Below are 19,917 nucleotides of genomic sequence, written 5' to 3'. Positions count from 1 at the left end.
TAATTAAGACGCAGCTGTCCCTAAAACGTTGCACACAAAAACCCCGTATTATACCAGCAAACATAACCGATAGACCAACGCCAGTAATTCCTAGACGAACTAATGCGAATCTCCAGCCAGATTGGCGTTAATCTATGGAATTAAATCAGGGCAGGCCTGTTTTTACACACAATTTGAAGCAAGTCAACCAGGACCAACGCTTCTGGCATTTGATCAGGTTTTCTTACGCTTCATGAAAAAAAGCTTAGCAAAGCTGGGAAATATTTTAAAATCAATCTTAATTGGTTACCAAAGCCCGAAAGGCGGGGTTTCGTAAGCTGAAGTAGGCTCTGGAGTTAAGAGAACAGTTAATGCTGTAGATGGGTTGATTATAAACCGCGATTTTACTGCGGGTTAGTCTTTGGAGTTAGGTATTCTTTTAGTTTGTAAGAAATTATCTGCTGCCATCCTTGCTCAAACCTATGCGGGGAAAAATGGGGGTCATTTGGGAAAGTTGCCAAGCCGGTATGGGTAAGTTTGAGCATTGTACAATGCCTATCCGGGAAAAGTTCAAAGGTTACCTCTGATAGGCCAGTATAACCTACATAACTCCAGCTGTGCGCGAGCTTTTTGCCGGTCACTACTTGGCTGACCTCCCAACGCTTCTGATAAGCAGACCCATCATGATAAAATTGCATCTCGAAACCAACAACAGGCTGAAAGCTTTTAAGTTGCGGAAAGTACCAGACTTTCATTGCATTAACATCGGTCAATGCTTGCCAAACATGCTCGGCGGGGGTGTGATAATATTCCTCCAATACAAAGGGTTCGTTTATATTCATACTTAAGTCAAGGTAGTAACAAAGAGGTTTCGCTGGGGAGGCGAGCTAATTGAAAGCCTGCCTGAACTCCAACGGCGAAGCCTTAGTCTTGGTTTTGAAAAGCCTGCTAAAGGACTGCGAATGCTCGAAACCAAGTTTGTAGGCTACCTCACTTATGGTAAGGTTGGTTGTGGATAGCAGTTCCTTGGATTTTTCGATCAGCTTTTCGTGGATATGCTGCTGTGCGTTTAGCCCGGTGAGCGAACGCAGCATATCACTTAAATAGTTTGGGGTATAATTCAACTGCTCTGCCAGGAATTGTACACTAGGTAATCCCTGATTGACAGGGCCACTTTCCCTGAAGTAATTGTCAAGCAATGCTTCAAATTGCTGAAGCAGCGCATTGCTGCCCGCCTGCCTGGTAAGGAACTGCCGTTTATAGAAGCGTTTGGCGTAACTCAAAAGTAATTCTATTTGAGCGATTACCACTTCGTGGCTGAAATCGTCTATCCGGCTATTGAGTTCTTCTTGAATGATGGTGAATATGGATGACACGGTCGTGCTTTCCTGCTCAGAAAGATGTAGGGCCTCATTTGAAGCATATGAAAAGAATCCGTATTGTTTTATCTTGCCTGCAAGGGGATAGCCCTGGATGAAATCCTGGTGAAAGACCAGCGAATAGCCTTCGTTACCCTTATAGATAGCTGTGCTGCCGACTATCTGGTTAGGAGCGGTAAAAACCATACTGCCTTCATCAAAATCGTAGAACCCCTGGCCATATCTGAACTGACCGCCTAATTTGCTTACAAAAGATATTTTATAAAGCGTTGTGACATAGCTCACCGGCAGCCTGCTTAGGTTGACCCGTTCTTCCCTGGTATCAAGCAAAGTGATCAGCGGGTGCGTAGGTCCGGGGAGGTCCAGTATGTGGTGTATTTCGGCGATTGATTCAAGCTTGACTACTTTTGGCATGTCTTTTTTCATCTTGATGAAGGTAATAATTATGACCAGCAATTATTTCACTTGCTGGTCATATTGATGGATAGGGTTAATTTGAATCGTTAATCGGAACTACCAGGGCATTTGACCCTCAGGGCCGGTAAAGCCTCCGGTTGGTCCGTCAGTTTCCAGGGCTACCCGAACAGGTTCACGGGAGCCCACTTCTAAGCTATCTGTACCCTGAAAATTATTAAGCGCGGTAGCCGTATAACCTGGACTGGTAGCATTTACTTTGATATTTTCTTTTTCCAGTTCCAGGGCGAAGGCCAGCGTAACTGCGTTTAAGGCCGTTTTAGAAGCTGCGTAAACAATGCCAAAATGTGCTCTTGCCCAGCAAGCCGGATCTGATATCCAGGTAAGCGAACCCAGGCCACTCGATACGTTGACGATGCGTGCAGCGGATGACTTGCGCAGCAAAGGCAAGGCAGCCTGTGTCATAGCAATAACGCCGAATACGTTGGTTTCCCATACGGTGCGTACTTCATCCAATGATACATTTACCGCGCGCCCCGTACGCATAAGTTCCTCAGTGCCTTTTGGCGATGTCCCGCCATGGGAAATTCCAGCATTGTTTACCAGCAGGTCTAGGCGTCCGTGTTCGTTTCCGATATGTTCCATTGCTGCCTGGATGGTCTCTTGCTTTGTTACGTCCAACTGGATGGCTTTGGCGTTCTCACCGATTTTCCCGGCGGCTTGTTCTCCATTTTCCAGTTTACGCGAACCTAGATAAACAATGTATCCATTAGCGGCGAGTGCTTTGGCAATTTCGTTACCTACCCCCTGGTTAGCGCCCGTCACTAATGCAACTGGTTTGTTTGTTGATGCTATTTTGTCTTCCATAAATTTTGAATAACTATTGTTTAGCAAAATTCTTCAATGTATTTCATGTAATTGTAACCAAACCAAGGACCGTTGTAACCGAATCAATTCAAAACACTCGAATGAGTTGAAAAAGTTGCGATTATTAGAAAAGTCGAGGATTGAAGTATATGATGTTGTGCCGCTGCTTTGTTCCTTTGTCTTGGATGTCCCTTTGTCTTTGCTAGCACTTCCGGCCGTATTTTAGTTTGTTAATAGCTTTAGAGATGGCTGCAACAGATTCATCCATGAACCCGGTTACGAAATTGAGCCTGACCTTTATCTAAAACGGGTTATGGTTTTAAGTTGGTTGTCATTAGTTATTATTAGCTAAGGTTTGATTTGATTAACTTTGCCGGATGGAAAATGAAATTCCGGGCGTAAATATGGAGGAGCTGCGGCTGCAAGGCTTTAAGGTGCACCAGCTGCCAACCAATGTTGATGTGCCGACAGTGCATGGGCGGAGGGATTTTTATAAGATGGGCCTGATAACAGGTGAGATGACTATCGGTTATGGCGACCAGGTACTGGAAGTGCAGGATACCGTGCTCTTTTTCGTCAATCCGCGGGTGCCGCGGACCATGCTGCGCCGCTCCCGGGATACCACAGGCTATGCGTGTATTTTCACGGAAGCTTTTATGCCAGCGATCGTCAAGAAATCCCCCTTATTTAACACCATCCAAAACCCGCTTGTCCGGCTAAACATGGAACAGGCCGGCTTAATGAAGGCTATCTTTTTAAAGATGCTCGCCGTTCGGGATGGCGACTATCTTTATAAGAGCGAACTGATCAAAAGCTGCATCGAACTCATTATTCATGAAGCCTTGCTATTGCAACCGCCCGGGGAGCCGGCCTACCAAAACGGCGCGATCCGGATGACTCATTTATTCCTGGATCTGCTGGAAAGACAATTTCCTATCGAGCATACCAGGGAACCGCTTCGGCTGCGAACCGCCCAGGATTTCGCTGGAAAACTGGCCGTGCACGTTAATTACCTGAACCGGGTTGTTAAGGAGGTGACCGGAAAGCCGACCTCGCTACATATCGCTGAACGCATCGCAAATGAGGCCAGAGCCCTGTTGCAGCATACAGATTGGAGCGTAGCGGATATTGCCTATGCGCTCGGTTTTGCCTACCCGACTTATTTCAATAACTTTTTCAAGCGGGTGACAGGCCTGACTCCTAAATCACTACGTAAGGTTTGATAATCATACTTATTGGTTTGATTATCATTTAAAGGCCGGGGGTTTTAGCCGGAACTTTGAGCTATGAAAATATTAGTTACAGGTGCCACCGGAAAGGTGGGCAGCCGCTTTGTTCCGCGGCTATTAATGAAGGGTTATAATGTACGTGTTTTAGTGCGAGATGCTGCTAAAGCCAGCGCATTGGCTGCGCTTGGCGCGGAAGTGGTGACCGGTGATCTGTTTAATGCAGGTAGTTTAATGCCGGCAGTAATGGGCGTAGATGCGGTGATCCATTTGGCAGCTTTGTTCCGCACGTTCACGGATAATGAAGGAATTATTAAAACCAATCATGCCGGTTCGGTCGCCTTGGGGGATGCCGCAGTTGCGGCGGGTGTGAAGCGCTTTGTCTTTGTTAGCACCAGTAATGTATATGGTTCGGGCTACGGGCACCCGGCTCGGGAGGATGATGTCGTAAATATTGATGACCCGCGGGCCTACGCCTCCAGTAAGATTGCGGCCGAGCAGGAATTGTTAAAGAAGGAAATGGATGTGCGCATATTGCGTTTAGGCTTCGTTTATGGAGACAAGGATCCACATATTGAAGAGATTATACCGCTGTTGAGCAAGTGGAAACGCCATTCCGGATCCCGGATGCACATGGTGCACCATCTGGATGTCGCTCAGGCTTTGATCATGCTGCTGGAAAGAGACGGCCTTAATGGGGAAATATTCAATATTGCTGATGATGCACCAATCACCTTGTATGAACTCGCGGAGTCGGTAGGTAAAGCCGCTGAAGCTTTCGGAACAGTTGAAACGCCGCTGGCAGATCCTTTTGAAGGGATTACGGACATTTCCAAGCTTCGCAAGACAGGTTTCCGGTTGATGGTACCAAGTTATTATGTGGCGCGCGATCTGGATATTTTATAACTGTAATATCTACTTATTGATGGAATATACGCAGCCTGACAGCAAATCAATTATTAGAAAAATTACAGTATCAATATATGACCGGATAATGAACATTCCGATTGCGGCAAAATGAACAATTGGAATAAAGAGCGAACACCAAAAACAAGCTAGATTTGTATTGTGAAAGGTGAGAGCGTCACAAGCGATAGATTACCTTTAGTAAAGGTGAGGGGTAGACATTAATTTGTTTACCCTTTTTATTTGGCGACAGTCGGCCGCCGTTTAATCGAACTGGACGCCTTTCACCAGGCGCCCAGTAACGCTATTTATTCTTTATCTAGTGTATCTGGATCTGAGTTGAGCGATTTCCTTTGGTCCGACGGCTAATTCCTGTTGCATAAAGTTTTCTATGCTCCCGTACTGTTGCTTCAGCTGACTAAAAAAATCCCGGAGTAGTTCAGGTCTCAGAGCAAATTCCTTTTCTACCTCCTCTGTGCTCATGCCACTTAATTTTGCCATTGGAGCGAACATTTCTTTATTTGCTTTAGCCAGATAAATATTTGATGCTAAATAATCCGCTTCTATGGTTTGCTGGGGAACCTTTAAAATATACAGCAACAGTGCTGTTGCCATTCCGGTGCGGTCTCTGCCTCCTGTACAATGATATAATACGGCTTCTTTCTGATCAACGGTGAGTAACTTCATAAATAACGAACGGTAACGGTCACCAGCGTACTTTGCCCCGTCTATCCCGTACATTTTCTCCAGGAAGTTACCTTGTTTTAAAAGGCTAACCAGTTGCGCTGCATCAGGAATATTTTCGCTGCCGGCAGGGCTCAGCGTGTAATCGGTATCCTGCGGCAAGCGATCAGCCGCCAGTGCAGCTTCCCTGGTTCCTCTAAAATCGACCACCGTATGTATTCCTTTTTTGTCCAGTAACTTTAAATCAGCATCGGTGAGTTTATTTATTGCAGCACTGCGATAAACCTTCCCCCAGACCACCTCTTTTCCATCAGTAGTTTTATAACCGCCGATATCTCGAAAATTTGCAGCGTTGACCGGTACAATTCTTTTACTGCTGTCCGCGAGTTGTGCCGCAGCTATCGCAGGTATAAAAGCCGCGATTGCAAGGATAATTTTTTTCATAATTTCTAATAATTAGTTTTTATTTAAGTAGCTTGTTTATTTTAAAATATCCAGACGAATTCCGGCTTGTCCCCGGCGGCCATAGGATTCTGATGAAGTTAAACGACGCCTGTCCCCCATGTACATTTCAACGGGTGAATTACTTAGATTATTAAGCTCCACAAAAGCTTTTAATCTTTTGGTTACCGAAAAGGTCGCCGATGCATCGATGGTAAAATTCGCGGCAGACCAGATGTAAAAGTCTGGACCCAACTGCTGATTTATGGTTTCAACCGAACTGCCTCTATAGTTTCCGGCTAAACGAACCATGACGCGGTCGCGTTCATAGAACAAGATGGTATTAAACAGATGTTTGGATTGGTTGGGCAAACTGGTTTTATCCATTAATTGAGCGTTACCTAACCGGGGTACCTGGGTTTTTGAATCAATGAATGAATAATTAACTTCTACACCAAATCCGCTCCAGAACCCTCTTAAAAAATTAAAACGTTTGTTAATTCCAGCTTCAATTCCAAATAGCTTCGCCTTGTTTAAGTTTTTAGCCTGGGTTACCAGAAAGTCACTTCCGCCAACGCTTTGCATATTTACATCGGTGAAGATGATATTTGAGATGTCCTTATAAAATAAACCTCCTGATAGAATGCCAATGTTGCTGAAATAATATTCACCCATTAAATCATAATTATTGCTGAAGGTAGGCTTCAAATCAGGATTACCCTGAGATATGGTCATTGGTACACTTGTGGTATTGGTTGATCCACCAGGAGTCATATCACCAAAATTTGGACGTACAAATGACCGGGTATAAGCAGCACGAAGATTGGATTGCTCACTTAACTTATATTTCAAGTTGAGCATCGGCAGAAATGCATTGTAGTTGTTCTCTACTGTTGAAGGGCTAACGTTAACCACGCTGCCAGAGGTGGTGGACTTCATGCCATCCAAAGTCGTCTTCGTATATTCATTCCTTATTCCTGCTATAATTTTCAATCTTTCTGTGGCGTCCATTTCTGCCATAGCATAACCTGAGCTTACATCCTCATTTCCCGTGTATAATGCGGTTGGATTTGTCTTGGAGGTCGCATCAACAATACCATTGGCCGATTGGAAAGCTGTTCCAAACATATCAAATAGCTGTTCTTTAACTAAAGGATTTACGATGTACTGGTCGTAGTTTCCATTCATATTGCCAAAGAAAGTGGTGCCTTTGGGGAAATTAGTGGTTTGCAGCGAAGACAAAGATCGAAGCGCGGGAGCGTTAGGTACACCTAAAGCGGCGCCGGGCAGGAACACAAAATTAGAACCGAAAGTGCTGATTCTTTCCTTTGTGCGGTATTTACCTCCAAATTTAAAATGCACTTTCGAACTTGCGTCTACCTTTAAATTAAGCTGTGCGATCTGGTCGTGCTCACTATTATCTAATTGAGAGATAACCAGTTGGGAAAGCAATAATTTATCCGCGCTCATGACCTCACCGGCGTCCTTCACCCCGGATTGAAAATCTTCAGATGTCCCACCCACGCCATTCGGGGAATCAAAACTCCAGTAACGTTTTCCATCGCTCGACAGATTACTGAATCCACTGGTAATTCTTTGTCGGAAAGTAGCAATTGGTAAACCTTTACCAGCTGATGTTGGCGGGGTCTCCAGGTAGTATCTTGATTTATGATTGCTATAACTCCAGTCCAGTTTAATGAGCGGTGATAATTGGTTTTCTCCACCAACTTCAAGGCCATTTAGTGCGGTCTGGTAATGAGAGTAGCGGTAATTATATTGATAGCGGCTGTTGGTATAATCAATGTAGGATTCATAAACCGGTCGTATATCGTCAAATTTATTAACCATTCCCCTAAAAAAGATTTTATGCAACGGCGTGATTTTGTATTCCGCGCCAACATTCAATCCTTTTGTTTCACGCTCACCCATGTAGCGCTTAAACAAGACTGTATTGATTGATTTTTTTTGCTGAAGATTTGCCAGCCCTGTATTATACGAGGTTACAAATTCATCAGATCCCCATTGTCTGCTCCAGATAGCACCAGCTACGATAATTCCAAGCTTATCGTTTAGAAACCGGTCACCGTATACTAAAGAGCCGTTATAGGTGCCGTTTTTACTGAAAGTGTTGTATCCGCCGGCTCCGCTGACATTTAATGTTCTTTTAGTAGGTGCCGTTCTGGTGACGAAGTTGATTGACCCGCCAATCGCATCGCCCTCCATATCCGGAGTGATGGCTTTAGCGACCTGCACGTATTGAATTATTTCTGAAGGTACGACATCCAGCACCGAGGACCGGTTGCCCATAACGTTTGAGCTTGGTAGGCGATTTCCATTAAATAATGTTGATGTCCAGGAAAAAGGTGTTCCCCTCACTGCTGCCTGGTCTGCCTCTCCGTGGTAGCGGGCAACCGCCACCCCTTGCATACGCTGAACCGCTTCAGCAGCGTTACGGTCTGGCAGTTTACCAATCGCATCAGCAGCCATTACGTCCATTATCGCGTTTGAATTTTTTTTGATGCTGTAGGCCTTGGCTTGTGAGGGAGCCATGGTTCCCCTGATAACCACGTCGCCAAGAGAGCGCTTCGTATCGGGTACCATGGTTATTAATCCGATATCATTAATGCCTCCGGTTAATTTGAGTGTAACCGTTTTTGATGCGTAGCCTATATAGCTGATCTCAATGGTCACCGACCCCGTATCTGGTGCCAGAAGGGTAAAAACGCCCTGCAAATCCGATGATGCCGCCCTTTTAAAAGTCTTACCATTAATGTTTGCTCCAGGCAATGAACCTGCTTCACTTACTATGGTCCCCTTAATGGTCTGGCTGAAAGCAGGTAAGGTTATAAATAATAATGCTATTACAACGATTAATCTCGTATGATTAAAGTTTGCCCGGGATCTGAAAATAAATTTTGTTAACATGATTATTGGATTGTTTTCGGCAAATGTAAGCCGGTAAAATTGACCAATCGACCGTCTCAACGGACGGTTAGGCCTTTGAGCGTGTCAATAATTTTTTTGGCACTCCCGGTAATTGAAAATCAGCCATTTAACACTTGTCATCATTATGTTACCGGGTATTTGTTCATAAACACTTAACATTCATCTAATAAGCAAAACCTATTTTTGAATTCATAAAGCTGTTATATGAAGTATATTATCGCCATTGGAATATTTCAGGCACTTGCAGCGGCTACATTATTATGGCGTAGCAGAATTCGTGACGATGCCGACGGTTTATTGATTGCATTAGCTGTTTGTATTAGCATACATCTTTCTATAAAATTCATTATCTACAATTTCGTGTCAGATACTGAAATACTGGGAATGATGAATACTTTTATATGGCTCTGCTATCTTCCTATACTTTGCCTCTATACAATAAAAATTTCCCGTCCGGATTTTATACCCGCGTCAAAATGGTGGGTTTTTATTCCCTTTATCGTAGGCGCCATCGGATTTTTCTCAGTAGCCAGTGTATTGGCTACTAATCCGGTTGCGGGTCATCAGGTTTTGTTCTGGTACAACACGATAACATTATGGACAATCATCCCCTTGGATGCTTTTCTCGCATGCTGGATAATTTATTTTGCCAAAAACAATATTGATGAATCAAATAGTGAACGAAACCTGATTATTCAGCTAGCTTATTTATTTCTGGCGACCAGTTTCGTGAGTATAATATTAACCGTTTTCCAACCCTTTGGTCATGACTATAATTACCTGGGCAGGAGCGTGGTGTATACGATTCTTATTGTTATTTGCATTAGAATAATCTCCTATAAATATTATGCCTTGGCTCGGATTACAAAAAAATATGTAGTAAACCTTCACGAAGCCCATAATCAACTTAACTCCGTTCCAGTTCAGTCAGAAGAGCTCGATTACCAATTTTTTGATGAACAGGACAACAGTAAGAGAATTCTTGTAAAGGAGCGGGATGACTTAGAGTCTTTCCCGGATGCGCCTCAGCAAAAGAAAAGAGCGCTATTACAAATCGATGAAATGTTAAGCATCGTTTTAAAGCTTGAGAACGCGATGGCAACAGAGGCTTATTTTAAAGACAGTGAGCTGACCTTAGATAAATTAGCGTCATATACAAAAAATAGCAAGTACCACATTAGTGAAACGCTTAACCATTACCTGCATAAGCCTTTCTACTTATTTGTAAATGAGTACCGCATTGAATATGTCAAAGAACAAATGAACATCCTGGCTACGAAGGATTATGAAATTAATATGCTCTCATTAGCTTATGAAGCCGGTTTCAATTCTAAATCTTCATTCAATAGGTACTTTAAAGAGATAGCAGGGGAAACGCCATCGTCCTATTTCAAGAGGATATCTGATATTGGTAAAGTAGTTATCTGTCACTGAACAAGCATTAAACGAAAAGTAGGCGAAACAGTTAATTCGCTGTAATCCAGTTATAATTGTTCGTTTTCAATGTAGTCCTTTAGGTTAAGATAGTTTAGGTTAAGAAAGTCTTCGGCTTATCGGGGTGCTCATCTTGCCAAAGTCATTTTATGTTCGGAAGATTTTCATTAGGATTGCTCTATTCGCTCTTCTAATTCACGGTTAGTTTTGAATCCGCATGCCTTCGAAGGATTTGATTGCTGAGGAGTATGATCATAAAAGTGCAGCATCTAATTTATTGCACAGCCACCTGTAAGTTGGAAATTTTAAGGTACAATATCCAATTTTGTAGCTAGTAATCCTTAGTTACGTAATCAGTTCGGTCTTCAAAGATTCATAGGCACTTAGCAGTTCTGCAATAATTTTTCTTCTAATTTTTCCCTGCTATTAGGAAATGTGCTGTTGATAAAGGAGTTTTTGCTCCCTTTCAGTCGATGCTAATAGCTTTTAAAGAAATATCTCGGTTTATAGATGATATTGAGCTAACTGTTTTTAGATAATTTTCTTCCTGTTATAGGAAATCAGATGATCTAATTAAGTTTTAATACAATGCATCAATATTGATACATCTTCAAGGATTTAGCTTTTTGATTATTTACTTTATCGCTAAAGAGATATTTCAAGGTGGTTTTGTAAAATTTAAACTCGAAATTTTCCGTTGGTAACCACAAACCAGAATGGTCGTGGAGGTAAAAAATCCATTACGCTTTTGGGATCATTTTTCTTAGCCTGTACTTTTAGCCCACACACAAATAAAATTATGGGTAAATTACTTCAGGCAGTTTTGCTGGCGGCGTTATTGATGGGGTTGAAAACAGAAGTGATGGCACAGGATTTTACGGTTAAAGGAAAAGTAGTGGATACCTCAGGAGTGGGGTTGCCAGGGGCAGTGGTGAGAATTTACGATAACAAAGACAGTTCTGCGGTTTCTACCGATCCTGATGGAAACTTTTTTTTCAGAAACCGATCGGGAAACCCCTTTACGCTCTCTGCGGGTTATATTGGATATAGCGCCTTCAAAGGTTCATTTGAATTCAAAAGGGATAAAGAACTATCAATCCCGTTCATAGAACTCAAGGCTTTGTCAAATACTTTGGATGCAGTAGTCATTTCCGGGACTCCGCCCGTTAAAATTTCTGAGGATACCGTTAGTTTTAATGCAAGAGCTTTTCCTGTAAGGGAAGGCGACGGTGTTGATGAGATGCTTAAAAGACTACCTGGGATAGAGGTTGATAAGGATGGTAACGTAACAAGTCAGGGCACTCCGGTCACTAAAATTCGGGTAAATGGTAAGGACTTCTTCGGAACTGATGTTGCCACGGCCATTAAAAATCTGCCCGCAGATATCATTAAAAACCTACAGTTCATAGATGACTATGGAGATCAGGCGCGTCTTACTGGTATTAAATCTGGCGAACCTGAAAAAGTGCTTAACCTAACGATTCAAGAGGATAAAAAGAAAGGTTATTTCGTGCGCGCTGCTGCAGGAGTGGGAAATTTGGAAAGATATAACCTCAATCTGCGTGGAAATAGCATTAAAGGAGAGCGTCAGCTTTCGCTTGATGCTACCCTCGCAAATGCCAACGTAAGGGGAGGAGGCGGGGATGGTATTACCACCCGAAATAAATTGGGATTGAATTACAAGAATGAATTCAGCAAAAAGCTGTCAGCAGATATAAGTTACAATTTTGATAACACCAAAAATTCGACTATAAGTTCCACCTTTACCCAAAGTTTTTTACAGGATAGCTTATTAAATGCAACCAGTCGCATTGAGGACGCCAGAAGTGATAACACGACCAGGAACAACCGCCACGCGCTTGGCGGTAATCTGGAATACAAAATCGATACGTCTAACTATCTTAAAATTTCGCCCAATCTTTCATTCGAACGAAACTCCGGGAATAATTTCAGCACTTCCCTTACCAGTCAGGATTCGCTAGCCACCGACCGGTTAGGCTCATCTCTTAGCAATGGGGAAAGCATTAATCTTCGCACCAACATCTTTTATAACCACAAATTTAATAAGCATGGTAGAAGTCTTACTGGCTGGAGCAATATTGCCTATTCGAATGATGAAAACAGCAGGACCATCAATAACAGGTATATCAATATTGATAATAACATCATAGATACCCTCATTCAAAATCAGAATAACGGGCAGGCTGGGAGTAACATGCAATTTAATTTCGGTGCATCCTATATGGAGCCACTAAGTAAACATGATTTTGTTGAGATAAATTATAGCTACAACCACTCTGCTAACAAAAGCTCACGCGAAGTATTTGATATTAATCAAGGAGCGCCCATATTTAATGCTGATCTAAGTAATTTATATGATTATCAGTTTACCACCAATAGGTTCGGCCTAAATTTTCGGCATGTTGGAGAAAAATTAAAGTATACGATTGGACTGAGTGCTCAGCCTGTTACCCTCAAAGGAGAAAATTTGAGCAGAAATATAAGTACTTTGAACCAGACGTTCAACTTTATTCCTTCAATGCGATTTAGTTATAAATTTTCACAGCAGCGCTCTTTAGAACTTAACTATCGAGGCAGGAGCAACCAACCTAGCTTTCTGCAATTACAACCCATCAGCGATAACTCAGATCTACAGAATATTGTTACGGGAAATCCTGACCTCTTGCCCGAATTCATCCATGGAGTAGATATGCATTATAAACAGGCCGACTGGAATGCAGGAAAAGTGGTGTTGGCGAATTTGCGGTATGAGCGTATTGATGATAGAATTGTATCAACCAAAAAGCGTTTGCCAGGAAGCGTTTATCAGCAAACCAGCTTTATCAATACGGATGGTTATTATAGCCTTCGGGGAGATTATGATATCAGCCAGCCGCTATTACCGGGAAGAAAACTGAGTCTGGGGCTTTCCGGCTCAGGTCAGCTTAATAACAATATTTCCTTCACAGATGATACCAGAATTGAAGCGGAAAACTTCAACTGGCGCCAGGAAGTGGAATTGCGCGTAGATATAGAGAATGTAGTAAACCTTGAAGCTGAAGCCTCTTATTCGCAAAATATCACTCATTATTCGACAGATTTATTTCCTGAACGAAGAACCAAGCGGCTTGAATATGGTGTGGAAGGACGCACTTTTCTCTTCGATGATCTAACTTTAGGATATGATTTCACCAAACAGGTTAACATGGGCTATGACAATGGATCGGTTCGAAATCCGACGCTGCTTCGTCTTTATACCGAATATAGGTTTTTAAAAAACAATGCTGCAGCAGTGCGGGTGGAAGGATTTGATTTGTTCAATCAGAATGCTGGAATCTCAAGGGATGTTTTTGACAATGTTATTGTTGACAGACAGGTGAACAGGCTAGGAAGATACTTTATGTTTTCGCTGATTTTCAGGGTGCGCAACTTTGGAAGTTGATAAAAGCTATTGAGGATGCAGTACCGATAATAATAGTATGGCACTTGCGATGACTAAAATTATTTTCTCTTGAGATGAAAGCGTTTTGTGGAGAATACTCCTCTGATTTTTGTAATTCTGGATTATAAAGAGCAGTTTGTCTGGTGACTGAAAGAAGCGTCTCAAAATTAAGGTTTCGGAACTAAAGTAGCCATTGGCTTGATAGGATTTATTGAACTGTCTCGTCCTGAATAGGATTGTAAACCTATGCAGGACGAGACACAGCAACAAAATTGATGCTGCGTTGGTCGAATTTTTATTTGATTATTATAAATTAGCAGCGTGAAACAAACAGAGAGCGTCAGCGATTTTTATAACAGGTTACCCAGCCATGCACCTACCGATGTACCGCTAGACAATGCGGGTATTGGACATATCAATGTATTCAGCAGGGAGACCTGTGCCGTTGTAAGCCCTTACAGCCGCCGTGATTTCTACAAGGTGTCGCTGATCATAGGCAAGGGCAAGATCTATTATGCCGATAAGTGGATACAGATCGATCGTCCGGCACTGCTATTTTCTAATCCTATTGTGCCTTATTCCTGGGAGGCAGAATCCGAGCAGCAGTCAGGCTGGTATTGCCTGTTTACTGAAGATTTCATTCAGCACAGTGAGCGGGTCAACAACCTGCGAGATTCACCTTTGTTCAGGATCGGCTGTAATCCAATCTTCTTTCCTGATGAGCAGCAACTGCACGAGCTTTCGTCCATATTTCAAAAAATGCAGGCGGAGATGTGCTCCGTTTACCCGCACAAATATGACGTATTGCGTAGCTATCTACATCTGCTGATCCATGAGGCCATGAAAAATAGCCCGACTACAAATTTTCATACTTATGCCAATGCCTCTTCAAGGGTTTCGGCTCTATTTCTTGAGTTGCTGGAAAGGCAGTTTCCGATTGATTCCCCTGCACTGGTACTTAAACTTAAAAATCCCGCGGATTATGCCACCGCTTTGTCCGTACATATCAACCACCTAAACCGCTCGGTAAAGGAAGTAACCGGCAAGACCACTACCGCTCATATTGCAGCCAGAATCATTAAAGAGGCCAAAGCTTTATTGCAGCACACCGACTGGAACATCTCCGATATCGCCTATAGCCTGGGCTTTGAATATCCTTCTTACTTTACTTTGTTCTTTAAAAAGCACACCGGTTCGGCACCTACTCAAATACGCAAGGCTGTTTGATTATTATAAAAATCTGTTTGATGCCTATAATTCTGTGATGGACTCACTAGCTACATTTGAGGCATAAAATCTAATAGTAATGAAATACAGAAAACTTGGGACAACCGGCGAGCAGCTGTCTGCGCTCGGTCTGGGTTGCATGGGTATGAGCTTTGCTTATGGCCCTACGAATGACAAAGAAAGTTTAGCAACATTGGAGAAAGCACTTGACCTGGGCATCAACTTTTGGGACACGGCGGATATGTATGCCAATGGCGCCAATGAGGAACTCATCTCTAAAATACTGGTACCTAACCGCGACAAGGTATTCATCGCCACTAAATTCGGATTCCGTTTTAAGGATGGAATTGCAGGGCCAAGCAGTGCCCTAGGTACCTATTTTGATGGCTCTCCCGCCTGGATTAAAATAGCTGTCGAACAGAGTCTAAAGCGGTTGAAAATTGACACCATAGATCTGTACTATGCGCATCGGGTTGACCCGAACATCCCGATCGAGGATATGGTGGGCGCAATGGCTGATCTGGTTAAAGAAGGTAAAGTACGTTATCTTGGACTCAGCGAAGCTTCAGCGGCTTCCATCAGAAAAGCGCATGCCGTACATCCAATTGCTGCGCTGCAAAGCGAATATTCACTGCTGACAAGGGATGTGGAAAATGGGATATTGCAAACTACCCGTGAACTTGGGATTTCACTTGTTCCTTATTCTCCTTTGGCGAGGGGCTTGGTCACTAATACCCTTGATGTAAACATTCTTGCTGAAGATGATTTCAGAAGAACACTGCCACGCTACCAACCGGAAAATATAGCCAACAACAATAAGTTGATTACAGAATTTGCCGCGCTTGCAGAGACAAAAAACTGCACACCTGCCCAGCTTGCTTTGGCCTGGGTATTGGCGCAGGGCGATGATGTCATCCCGATTCCCGGAACCAAGAAAAGAAACTACCTGGAAGAAAATGTTGGTGCAATCGAAGTGAACCTGACCAGCAACGATCTTGTAGCGATTGACGGGCTGATTAAACAATACCCAGTAATTGGTGAGCGGTACAGCGAAGGTGCCATGAAAATGGTTAATCATTGATTTATAAAAACGCAATACCAATTGATCCCAAGTAATCATTAGCCTATGAAAGACATAATCACATTGAGAAAACTTGTTACTACCTACTTGGTTAAATAGTAAGTAAATTATCATCTATACATTTCTGAAATCCAATGATGCTTATAGATTAAGATTAACTTAAAAAACTAATAAATCTTGCGGCCGTACAGCAAAGTGGGATTGGAGTGAACTATTATAAAGATAATGTTTCAACTAATGTTGTAACATCCAACTGCAATTACGTCGTAACAGTAAAGGATTGGCCAGCTTTCCTAAATGAATACAATAATTTTAGTAATACTACTTTGGCCGCTTATAATGCTGCTTACCTACAACTAGGTGGCGGTGGCAATGTAGCACCTGGAGTAAGCTTTTTGCTTAAATTTGGTGCATTTCTAAATTTATACAAGGCGGACCCAAGCTCGGATGAATACATGCCGTTGAAATTAAATCAAAATAATGCGTAGAACTCAAACCATGTCAAGATTAAACCTATGAAAACAACACTAATCACATTATTAATCGCAGTTTCCAGCGTATTGAATGCTCAAGAACCCGTAAAGAAAACTGCTACGTTTATAAAACCGAAAAATTTGGTAGCCACTTCGGTGACACATAATAAAACTTTTGCAAAAGACAATTTTAAGTTAGTTGGTGTACCCACTCGTTTCAAAAATTCATATCAGGTTTCAAACATCCTGGTTGGTTTTGAAGATTATGAAAGTCTTGCTGGTGTCACTTTAGAACATGTAATGGAAGGAGAGTTGGGTCATCCCGAGTCTGATCTCCTTAAGAAAATCGAAGTGAAAGGAAAAATCAAAAAATATAAATACCAACAATTTTTTGTGAAGACCGCAAATCGTGGTAACGAAAACTATTTTTATTTTATTTCAGAGTCAAAAGATAAGCACGGCGTAAGAGGTTGCATTGCCTTTAAACAACAAGATGCAGCCCAGGCCAATCAAATACTAAATGATTTGCTAAACAGTATTAAACTTAATTAATCAAGTAGTTCCGAAAGCCCGAATTGGGTTTTCGGAACTTTCCTGCATTTTATTAATAAAATTTAAATAAGCTTCTAAATTATTTATAGGTTATTGGTTATGTATCACAAACTACTTTTGTATGCCCCGGCTAGTCCGAGCGGATTTCAATTCATTGAGTTGTGCTGGTGCGAGTTTTTAACTCGTACCAATATAAAAGGCAAAGTACTTCAACATTTTAATTTATCCTGCGCGATAATACAGCAGTTAGTTTTTGATACATCATTTCTTCTTCAATCGGCTTACTCATGTAATCGTCGGCGCCAATGCTAAAAATACGGTCTTTGGTATCTGTAGTGGTATCAGCAGTGATAACGATAATTGGAATATTTGTTTTATTAATTCCGGTTAAATCATTTCTAATGGCCGCAATGGCTTCGTAACCATCCATCACCGGCATTTGCAGGTCCATTAGAACTAAATCGATGCTATCATCATCCTTCAGTATTTTCAGGCACTCTGCACCATCATTGGCCAAACTTACCCTTGTATTCTTCCAGTCTTCAAGCATCATCTGGATAATCATTTGATTCATTGTATTATCTTCAGCAACCAGAATGTGTTTTCCTAAAAGATTGTATTCATCTTCCGGATACAGATTAATTGTTTTCTCGATTGTTTCCTGAATTGGATACGTTAGTTTGATGTCGCAGCTGGTACCCACATCGACAGCGCTTTCAATATTTATTTTGCCCTGGTGCAAATCAATTAAAACTTTAACAATACTCAGGCCTATGCCGAAGCCCCCGTGCGTTCTTTTATTATCGGATCTGTTTTGAGAAAATAAGCTAAAAATACTACCGAGCTTCTCTTTGGGGATACCAATGCCTGTATCTTTTATGGTAAGCTGCAGGGTTAATAGATTTTGTGCTATTGCGGATTTGGCTTCCATGGTTACATTCCCATGAGCGGTAAATTTTATGGCATTACCAAGTACATTGTGAATGATTTGCTCAAACCTGACCGGATCGCCAATCAAAACAAGGTCTTCATTCATTGATTGTATCAGCTTAAAAGTGAGACCTTTATCTTTACATTGTTTTTCTGCACTTAGGGAAAGTTTATTTAAAATATGAACGGGGTTAAAATCTATTTTTTCGAGTTTCAACTCGCCTTTTTCAACTTTTGAGAAGTCGATAATGTCATTTACCGAAGAAATTAAACCATGCGATGCGTATCGGATTACTTCGCAATTTGCAAGTACCCTGGGGTCGTTACTTTCTTTTTCCATGATTGCAGCAAGACCCAGAATTGCATTTAAAGGGGTTCTCAGCTCATGACTCATATTAGAAAGAAAATAAGATTTTAATTCGCTCATTTCTTCTGCCTTTTGTAGTGCGAGGATTTGAAGTTCGTCTTTGTTATTTCGGAGCATTCGAATTCGATTTGCCAGAGAGAGCGACAGGAAAATGATTTCTAAGCCGATACCAACCTTCGTTATAAAGCTTATGGAAAATCCTTCAGCGGTAACACCAAACCGCATTGCTACGCTTATAACGATGGTTACAAGCAAAATTACGATACCCGTAGTATAGAATAAATCTATAGGTTGTTTTTTGTAAAAAATTATGCTAATGGAAAGGGAAATGATAAGCAACCCGAAGAGTATGATGACATTTATACTTGGATAGGCATATTTTAACAGGGGAGGATATACAATAATTCCTGCAAGCAATAGACCTAAAGATACATAAATGGGGGCAAATAGTTTGTTAATTCTTTGGTTCTTACGTTTCATTTCCAGGAAATTCTGGCTGTATTTTCCAAAGAAAAAACTACAAAGGATAGCGAAAATAATAACTGCATGAAGGCTGAGCCAGGAATTTCCGGTACCAATGTACTGATGGTAAAAACCATCAAGGGCAAATTGACACAGGCCCACGGAAACCACATAAAGCGAGTAATACAGGAAGGATATATCCTTCATGGCGAAGTAAAAAAACAGATAAGTGGTAGCGATTACAGCAAGTATGCCGTAAAAAATGCCCATCATTAATAACTCACCAGCATTGCGTTCCAGGAGCCTTTGCTGGCTGATAAGCAACAGCGGCAGGCTATTCTCCTGGCCGTCGTTTTTAATGTCTATAAATGCGTTTTTCATTTCACCTGGCTCCAGAACGATTTTAAAAAGCGTTTGCCTGTCTTTTACGCTACGCCCTGAAAAGGGTAAATCATCGCCACTTTTTTGAGATTCGATTTTGTTTCCCTTGTCAATTAAATAGAGATTTACCTGATTGGTTACAGGTTCTGCTGTTTGTAAGTAATAAGTTAAGTTTTCTTTAGTCGTGTTTTTTAATTGAAATGTAAGCCAGTAGTTGTCGCCCGTGAAGCCGAGATTACCCAATGTGCCACTTAACTTTTTGAAAGACAGGCTTTCGCTGCCGCTTACGATTTCATTTAGTGTAACTATTTTTGAGCCGGTATTCAGTATCCGTGCATGATTAAGTATGGATAGCTCTTCAGGTAAATTACCTTCACGGAGTTGATATTGAGCCTTAGCGGTTGGTAAACAGAGCAATAAAAGCAAAAAGATAGATAGTCGTCTCAAAATAGGCTGTTCGGGTGAAGATTAGATATTGCTAATCAGGCGTTAAACAAATTCAATTAATGTTTAATTTGAACCTGATGTTTAAGAAAATAAATATGGCGTAAATATAAAATAAATTCGAAAAATAGGCTGGTCTTGTTTACTTTTTATCTTGTGTTATGGGCTTAAATAAATAACTAATGCAGTTTTGCCACCCCCCGTATGGTGTAAGCCTTCTACTTTGTTTTAAGATTTATAATTCGTGTTTATTTTTTTCTGCATATGCATTCTCGTTTTATA

Annotated in this window: 14 protein-coding genes; 8 read left to right on the top strand and 6 right to left on the bottom strand. The window is 41.7% G+C overall.

The genetic code is table 11. From position 1 onward, the window contains the following. Window positions 1-383 precede the first annotated feature (383 nt). The 3 genes from ASF92_RS18945 to ASF92_RS18935 form a co-directional block, all read right to left on the bottom strand. On the bottom strand, window positions 384-821 hold the full coding sequence (locus tag ASF92_RS18945) for an SRPBCC domain-containing protein (protein ID WP_056097072.1): 438 nt from the start codon (window positions 819-821) through the stop codon (window positions 384-386). Window positions 822-866: 45 nt separating this feature from the next. After that, window positions 867-1,772, bottom strand: a complete 906-nt coding sequence (locus ASF92_RS18940) for an AraC family transcriptional regulator (protein ID WP_231729865.1) — start codon at window positions 1,770-1,772, stop codon at window positions 867-869. Between the two features lie 99 nt (window positions 1,773-1,871). Continuing rightward, window positions 1,872-2,639 carry an SDR family NAD(P)-dependent oxidoreductase gene (locus ASF92_RS18935; RefSeq protein ID WP_056097066.1) on the bottom strand — a complete coding sequence of 256 codons (768 nt, stop codon included), beginning with the start codon at window positions 2,637-2,639 and terminating at the stop codon, window positions 1,872-1,874. Between the two features lie 377 nt (window positions 2,640-3,016). Here ASF92_RS18935 and ASF92_RS18930 point away from each other — a divergent pair, with 377 nt between their 5' ends. Beyond that, entirely contained in the window at window positions 3,017-3,862 is an 846-nt protein-coding gene (locus ASF92_RS18930; RefSeq protein WP_056097063.1) for an AraC family transcriptional regulator, read from the top strand. A 63-nt stretch (window positions 3,863-3,925) separates the two neighbouring features. Then, complete coding sequence (locus tag ASF92_RS18925) at window positions 3,926-4,771, top strand: NAD(P)-dependent oxidoreductase (RefSeq protein ID WP_056097060.1); 846 nt, start codon at window positions 3,926-3,928, stop codon at window positions 4,769-4,771. Between the two features lie 315 nt (window positions 4,772-5,086). Here the strand turns inward: ASF92_RS18925 and ASF92_RS18920 are convergent, their stop codons facing one another. Continuing rightward, window positions 5,087-5,899, bottom strand: a complete 813-nt coding sequence (locus tag ASF92_RS18920; protein WP_056097057.1) for a tyrosine-protein phosphatase — start codon at window positions 5,897-5,899, stop codon at window positions 5,087-5,089. A 36-nt stretch (window positions 5,900-5,935) separates the two neighbouring features. Then, window positions 5,936-8,821 carry a TonB-dependent receptor gene (locus ASF92_RS18915; RefSeq protein WP_056097051.1) on the bottom strand — a complete coding sequence of 962 codons (2,886 nt, stop codon included), beginning with the start codon at window positions 8,819-8,821 and terminating at the stop codon, window positions 5,936-5,938. A gap of 225 nt (window positions 8,822-9,046) precedes the next feature. On the opposite strand from ASF92_RS18915, the gene ASF92_RS18910 reads away from it, so the two are divergent. The 6 genes from ASF92_RS18910 (at window position 9,047) to ASF92_RS18885 (ending at window position 17,051) form a co-directional block, all read left to right on the top strand. Continuing rightward, the gene (locus ASF92_RS18910; protein ID WP_056097048.1) at window positions 9,047-10,276 is read left to right on the top strand and encodes an AraC family transcriptional regulator; all 1,230 of its coding nucleotides are present in this window, start codon (window positions 9,047-9,049) and stop codon (window positions 10,274-10,276) included. 799 nt (window positions 10,277-11,075) lie between these two features. Next, on the top strand, window positions 11,076-13,718 hold the full coding sequence (locus ASF92_RS18905; RefSeq protein WP_157263976.1) for an outer membrane beta-barrel protein: 2,643 nt from the start codon (window positions 11,076-11,078) through the stop codon (window positions 13,716-13,718). A 321-nt stretch (window positions 13,719-14,039) separates the two neighbouring features. After that, on the top strand, window positions 14,040-14,945 hold the full coding sequence (locus ASF92_RS18900; protein ID WP_056097042.1) for an AraC family transcriptional regulator: 906 nt from the start codon (window positions 14,040-14,042) through the stop codon (window positions 14,943-14,945). Between the two features lie 79 nt (window positions 14,946-15,024). Next, window positions 15,025-16,026: an aldo/keto reductase gene (locus ASF92_RS18895; RefSeq protein ID WP_056097038.1), complete on the top strand. Its 1,002-nt coding sequence runs from the start codon at window positions 15,025-15,027 to the stop codon at window positions 16,024-16,026. A gap of 206 nt (window positions 16,027-16,232) precedes the next feature. After that, window positions 16,233-16,514, top strand: a complete 282-nt coding sequence (locus ASF92_RS18890; RefSeq protein WP_056097035.1) for a hypothetical protein — start codon at window positions 16,233-16,235, stop codon at window positions 16,512-16,514. Between the two features lie 27 nt (window positions 16,515-16,541). Then, complete coding sequence (locus tag ASF92_RS18885; RefSeq protein ID WP_056097032.1) at window positions 16,542-17,051, top strand: hypothetical protein; 510 nt, start codon at window positions 16,542-16,544, stop codon at window positions 17,049-17,051. 217 nt (window positions 17,052-17,268) lie between these two features. Here ASF92_RS18885 and ASF92_RS18880 read toward each other — a convergent pair whose 3' ends face one another. After that, entirely contained in the window at window positions 17,269-19,638 is a 2,370-nt protein-coding gene (locus ASF92_RS18880) for a hybrid sensor histidine kinase/response regulator (RefSeq protein WP_082489624.1), read from the bottom strand. Between the last annotated feature and the right edge of the window lie 279 nt (window positions 19,639-19,917).

Origin of the sequence: Pedobacter sp. Leaf176 (genome assembly GCF_001424305.1) — a bacterium.
GTDB lineage: Bacteria > Bacteroidota > Bacteroidia > Sphingobacteriales > Sphingobacteriaceae > Pedobacter.
Note: the sequence above shows the minus strand (reverse complement) of the source record. Positions and strands in the feature narration are given on the sequence as shown.

Bases quoted from the DNA above. Each gene is read 5' to 3' on its own strand.
- ASF92_RS18940 (WP_231729865.1), bottom strand. From the start codon at position 1,772: ATGCCAAAAGTAGTCAAGCTTGAATCAATCGCCGAAATACACCACATA.
- ASF92_RS18885 (WP_056097032.1), top strand. From the start codon at position 16,542: ATGAAAACAACACTAATCACATTATTAATCGCAGTTTCCAGCGTATTG.
- ASF92_RS18895 (WP_056097038.1), top strand. From the start codon at position 15,025: ATGAAATACAGAAAACTTGGGACAACCGGCGAGCAGCTGTCTGCGCTC.
- ASF92_RS18910 (WP_056097048.1), top strand. From the start codon at position 9,047: ATGAAGTATATTATCGCCATTGGAATATTTCAGGCACTTGCAGCGGCT.
- ASF92_RS18930 (WP_056097063.1), top strand. From the start codon at position 3,017: ATGGAAAATGAAATTCCGGGCGTAAATATGGAGGAGCTGCGGCTGCAA.
- ASF92_RS18905 (WP_157263976.1), top strand. From the start codon at position 11,076: ATGGGTAAATTACTTCAGGCAGTTTTGCTGGCGGCGTTATTGATGGGG.
- ASF92_RS18935 (WP_056097066.1), bottom strand. From the start codon at position 2,639: ATGGAAGACAAAATAGCATCAACAAACAAACCAGTTGCATTAGTGACG.
- ASF92_RS18925 (WP_056097060.1), top strand. From the start codon at position 3,926: ATGAAAATATTAGTTACAGGTGCCACCGGAAAGGTGGGCAGCCGCTTT.
- ASF92_RS18945 (WP_056097072.1), bottom strand. From the start codon at position 821: ATGAATATAAACGAACCCTTTGTATTGGAGGAATATTATCACACCCCC.
- ASF92_RS18920 (WP_056097057.1), bottom strand. From the start codon at position 5,899: ATGAAAAAAATTATCCTTGCAATCGCGGCTTTTATACCTGCGATAGCT.
- ASF92_RS18915 (WP_056097051.1), bottom strand. From the start codon at position 8,821: ATGTTAACAAAATTTATTTTCAGATCCCGGGCAAACTTTAATCATACG.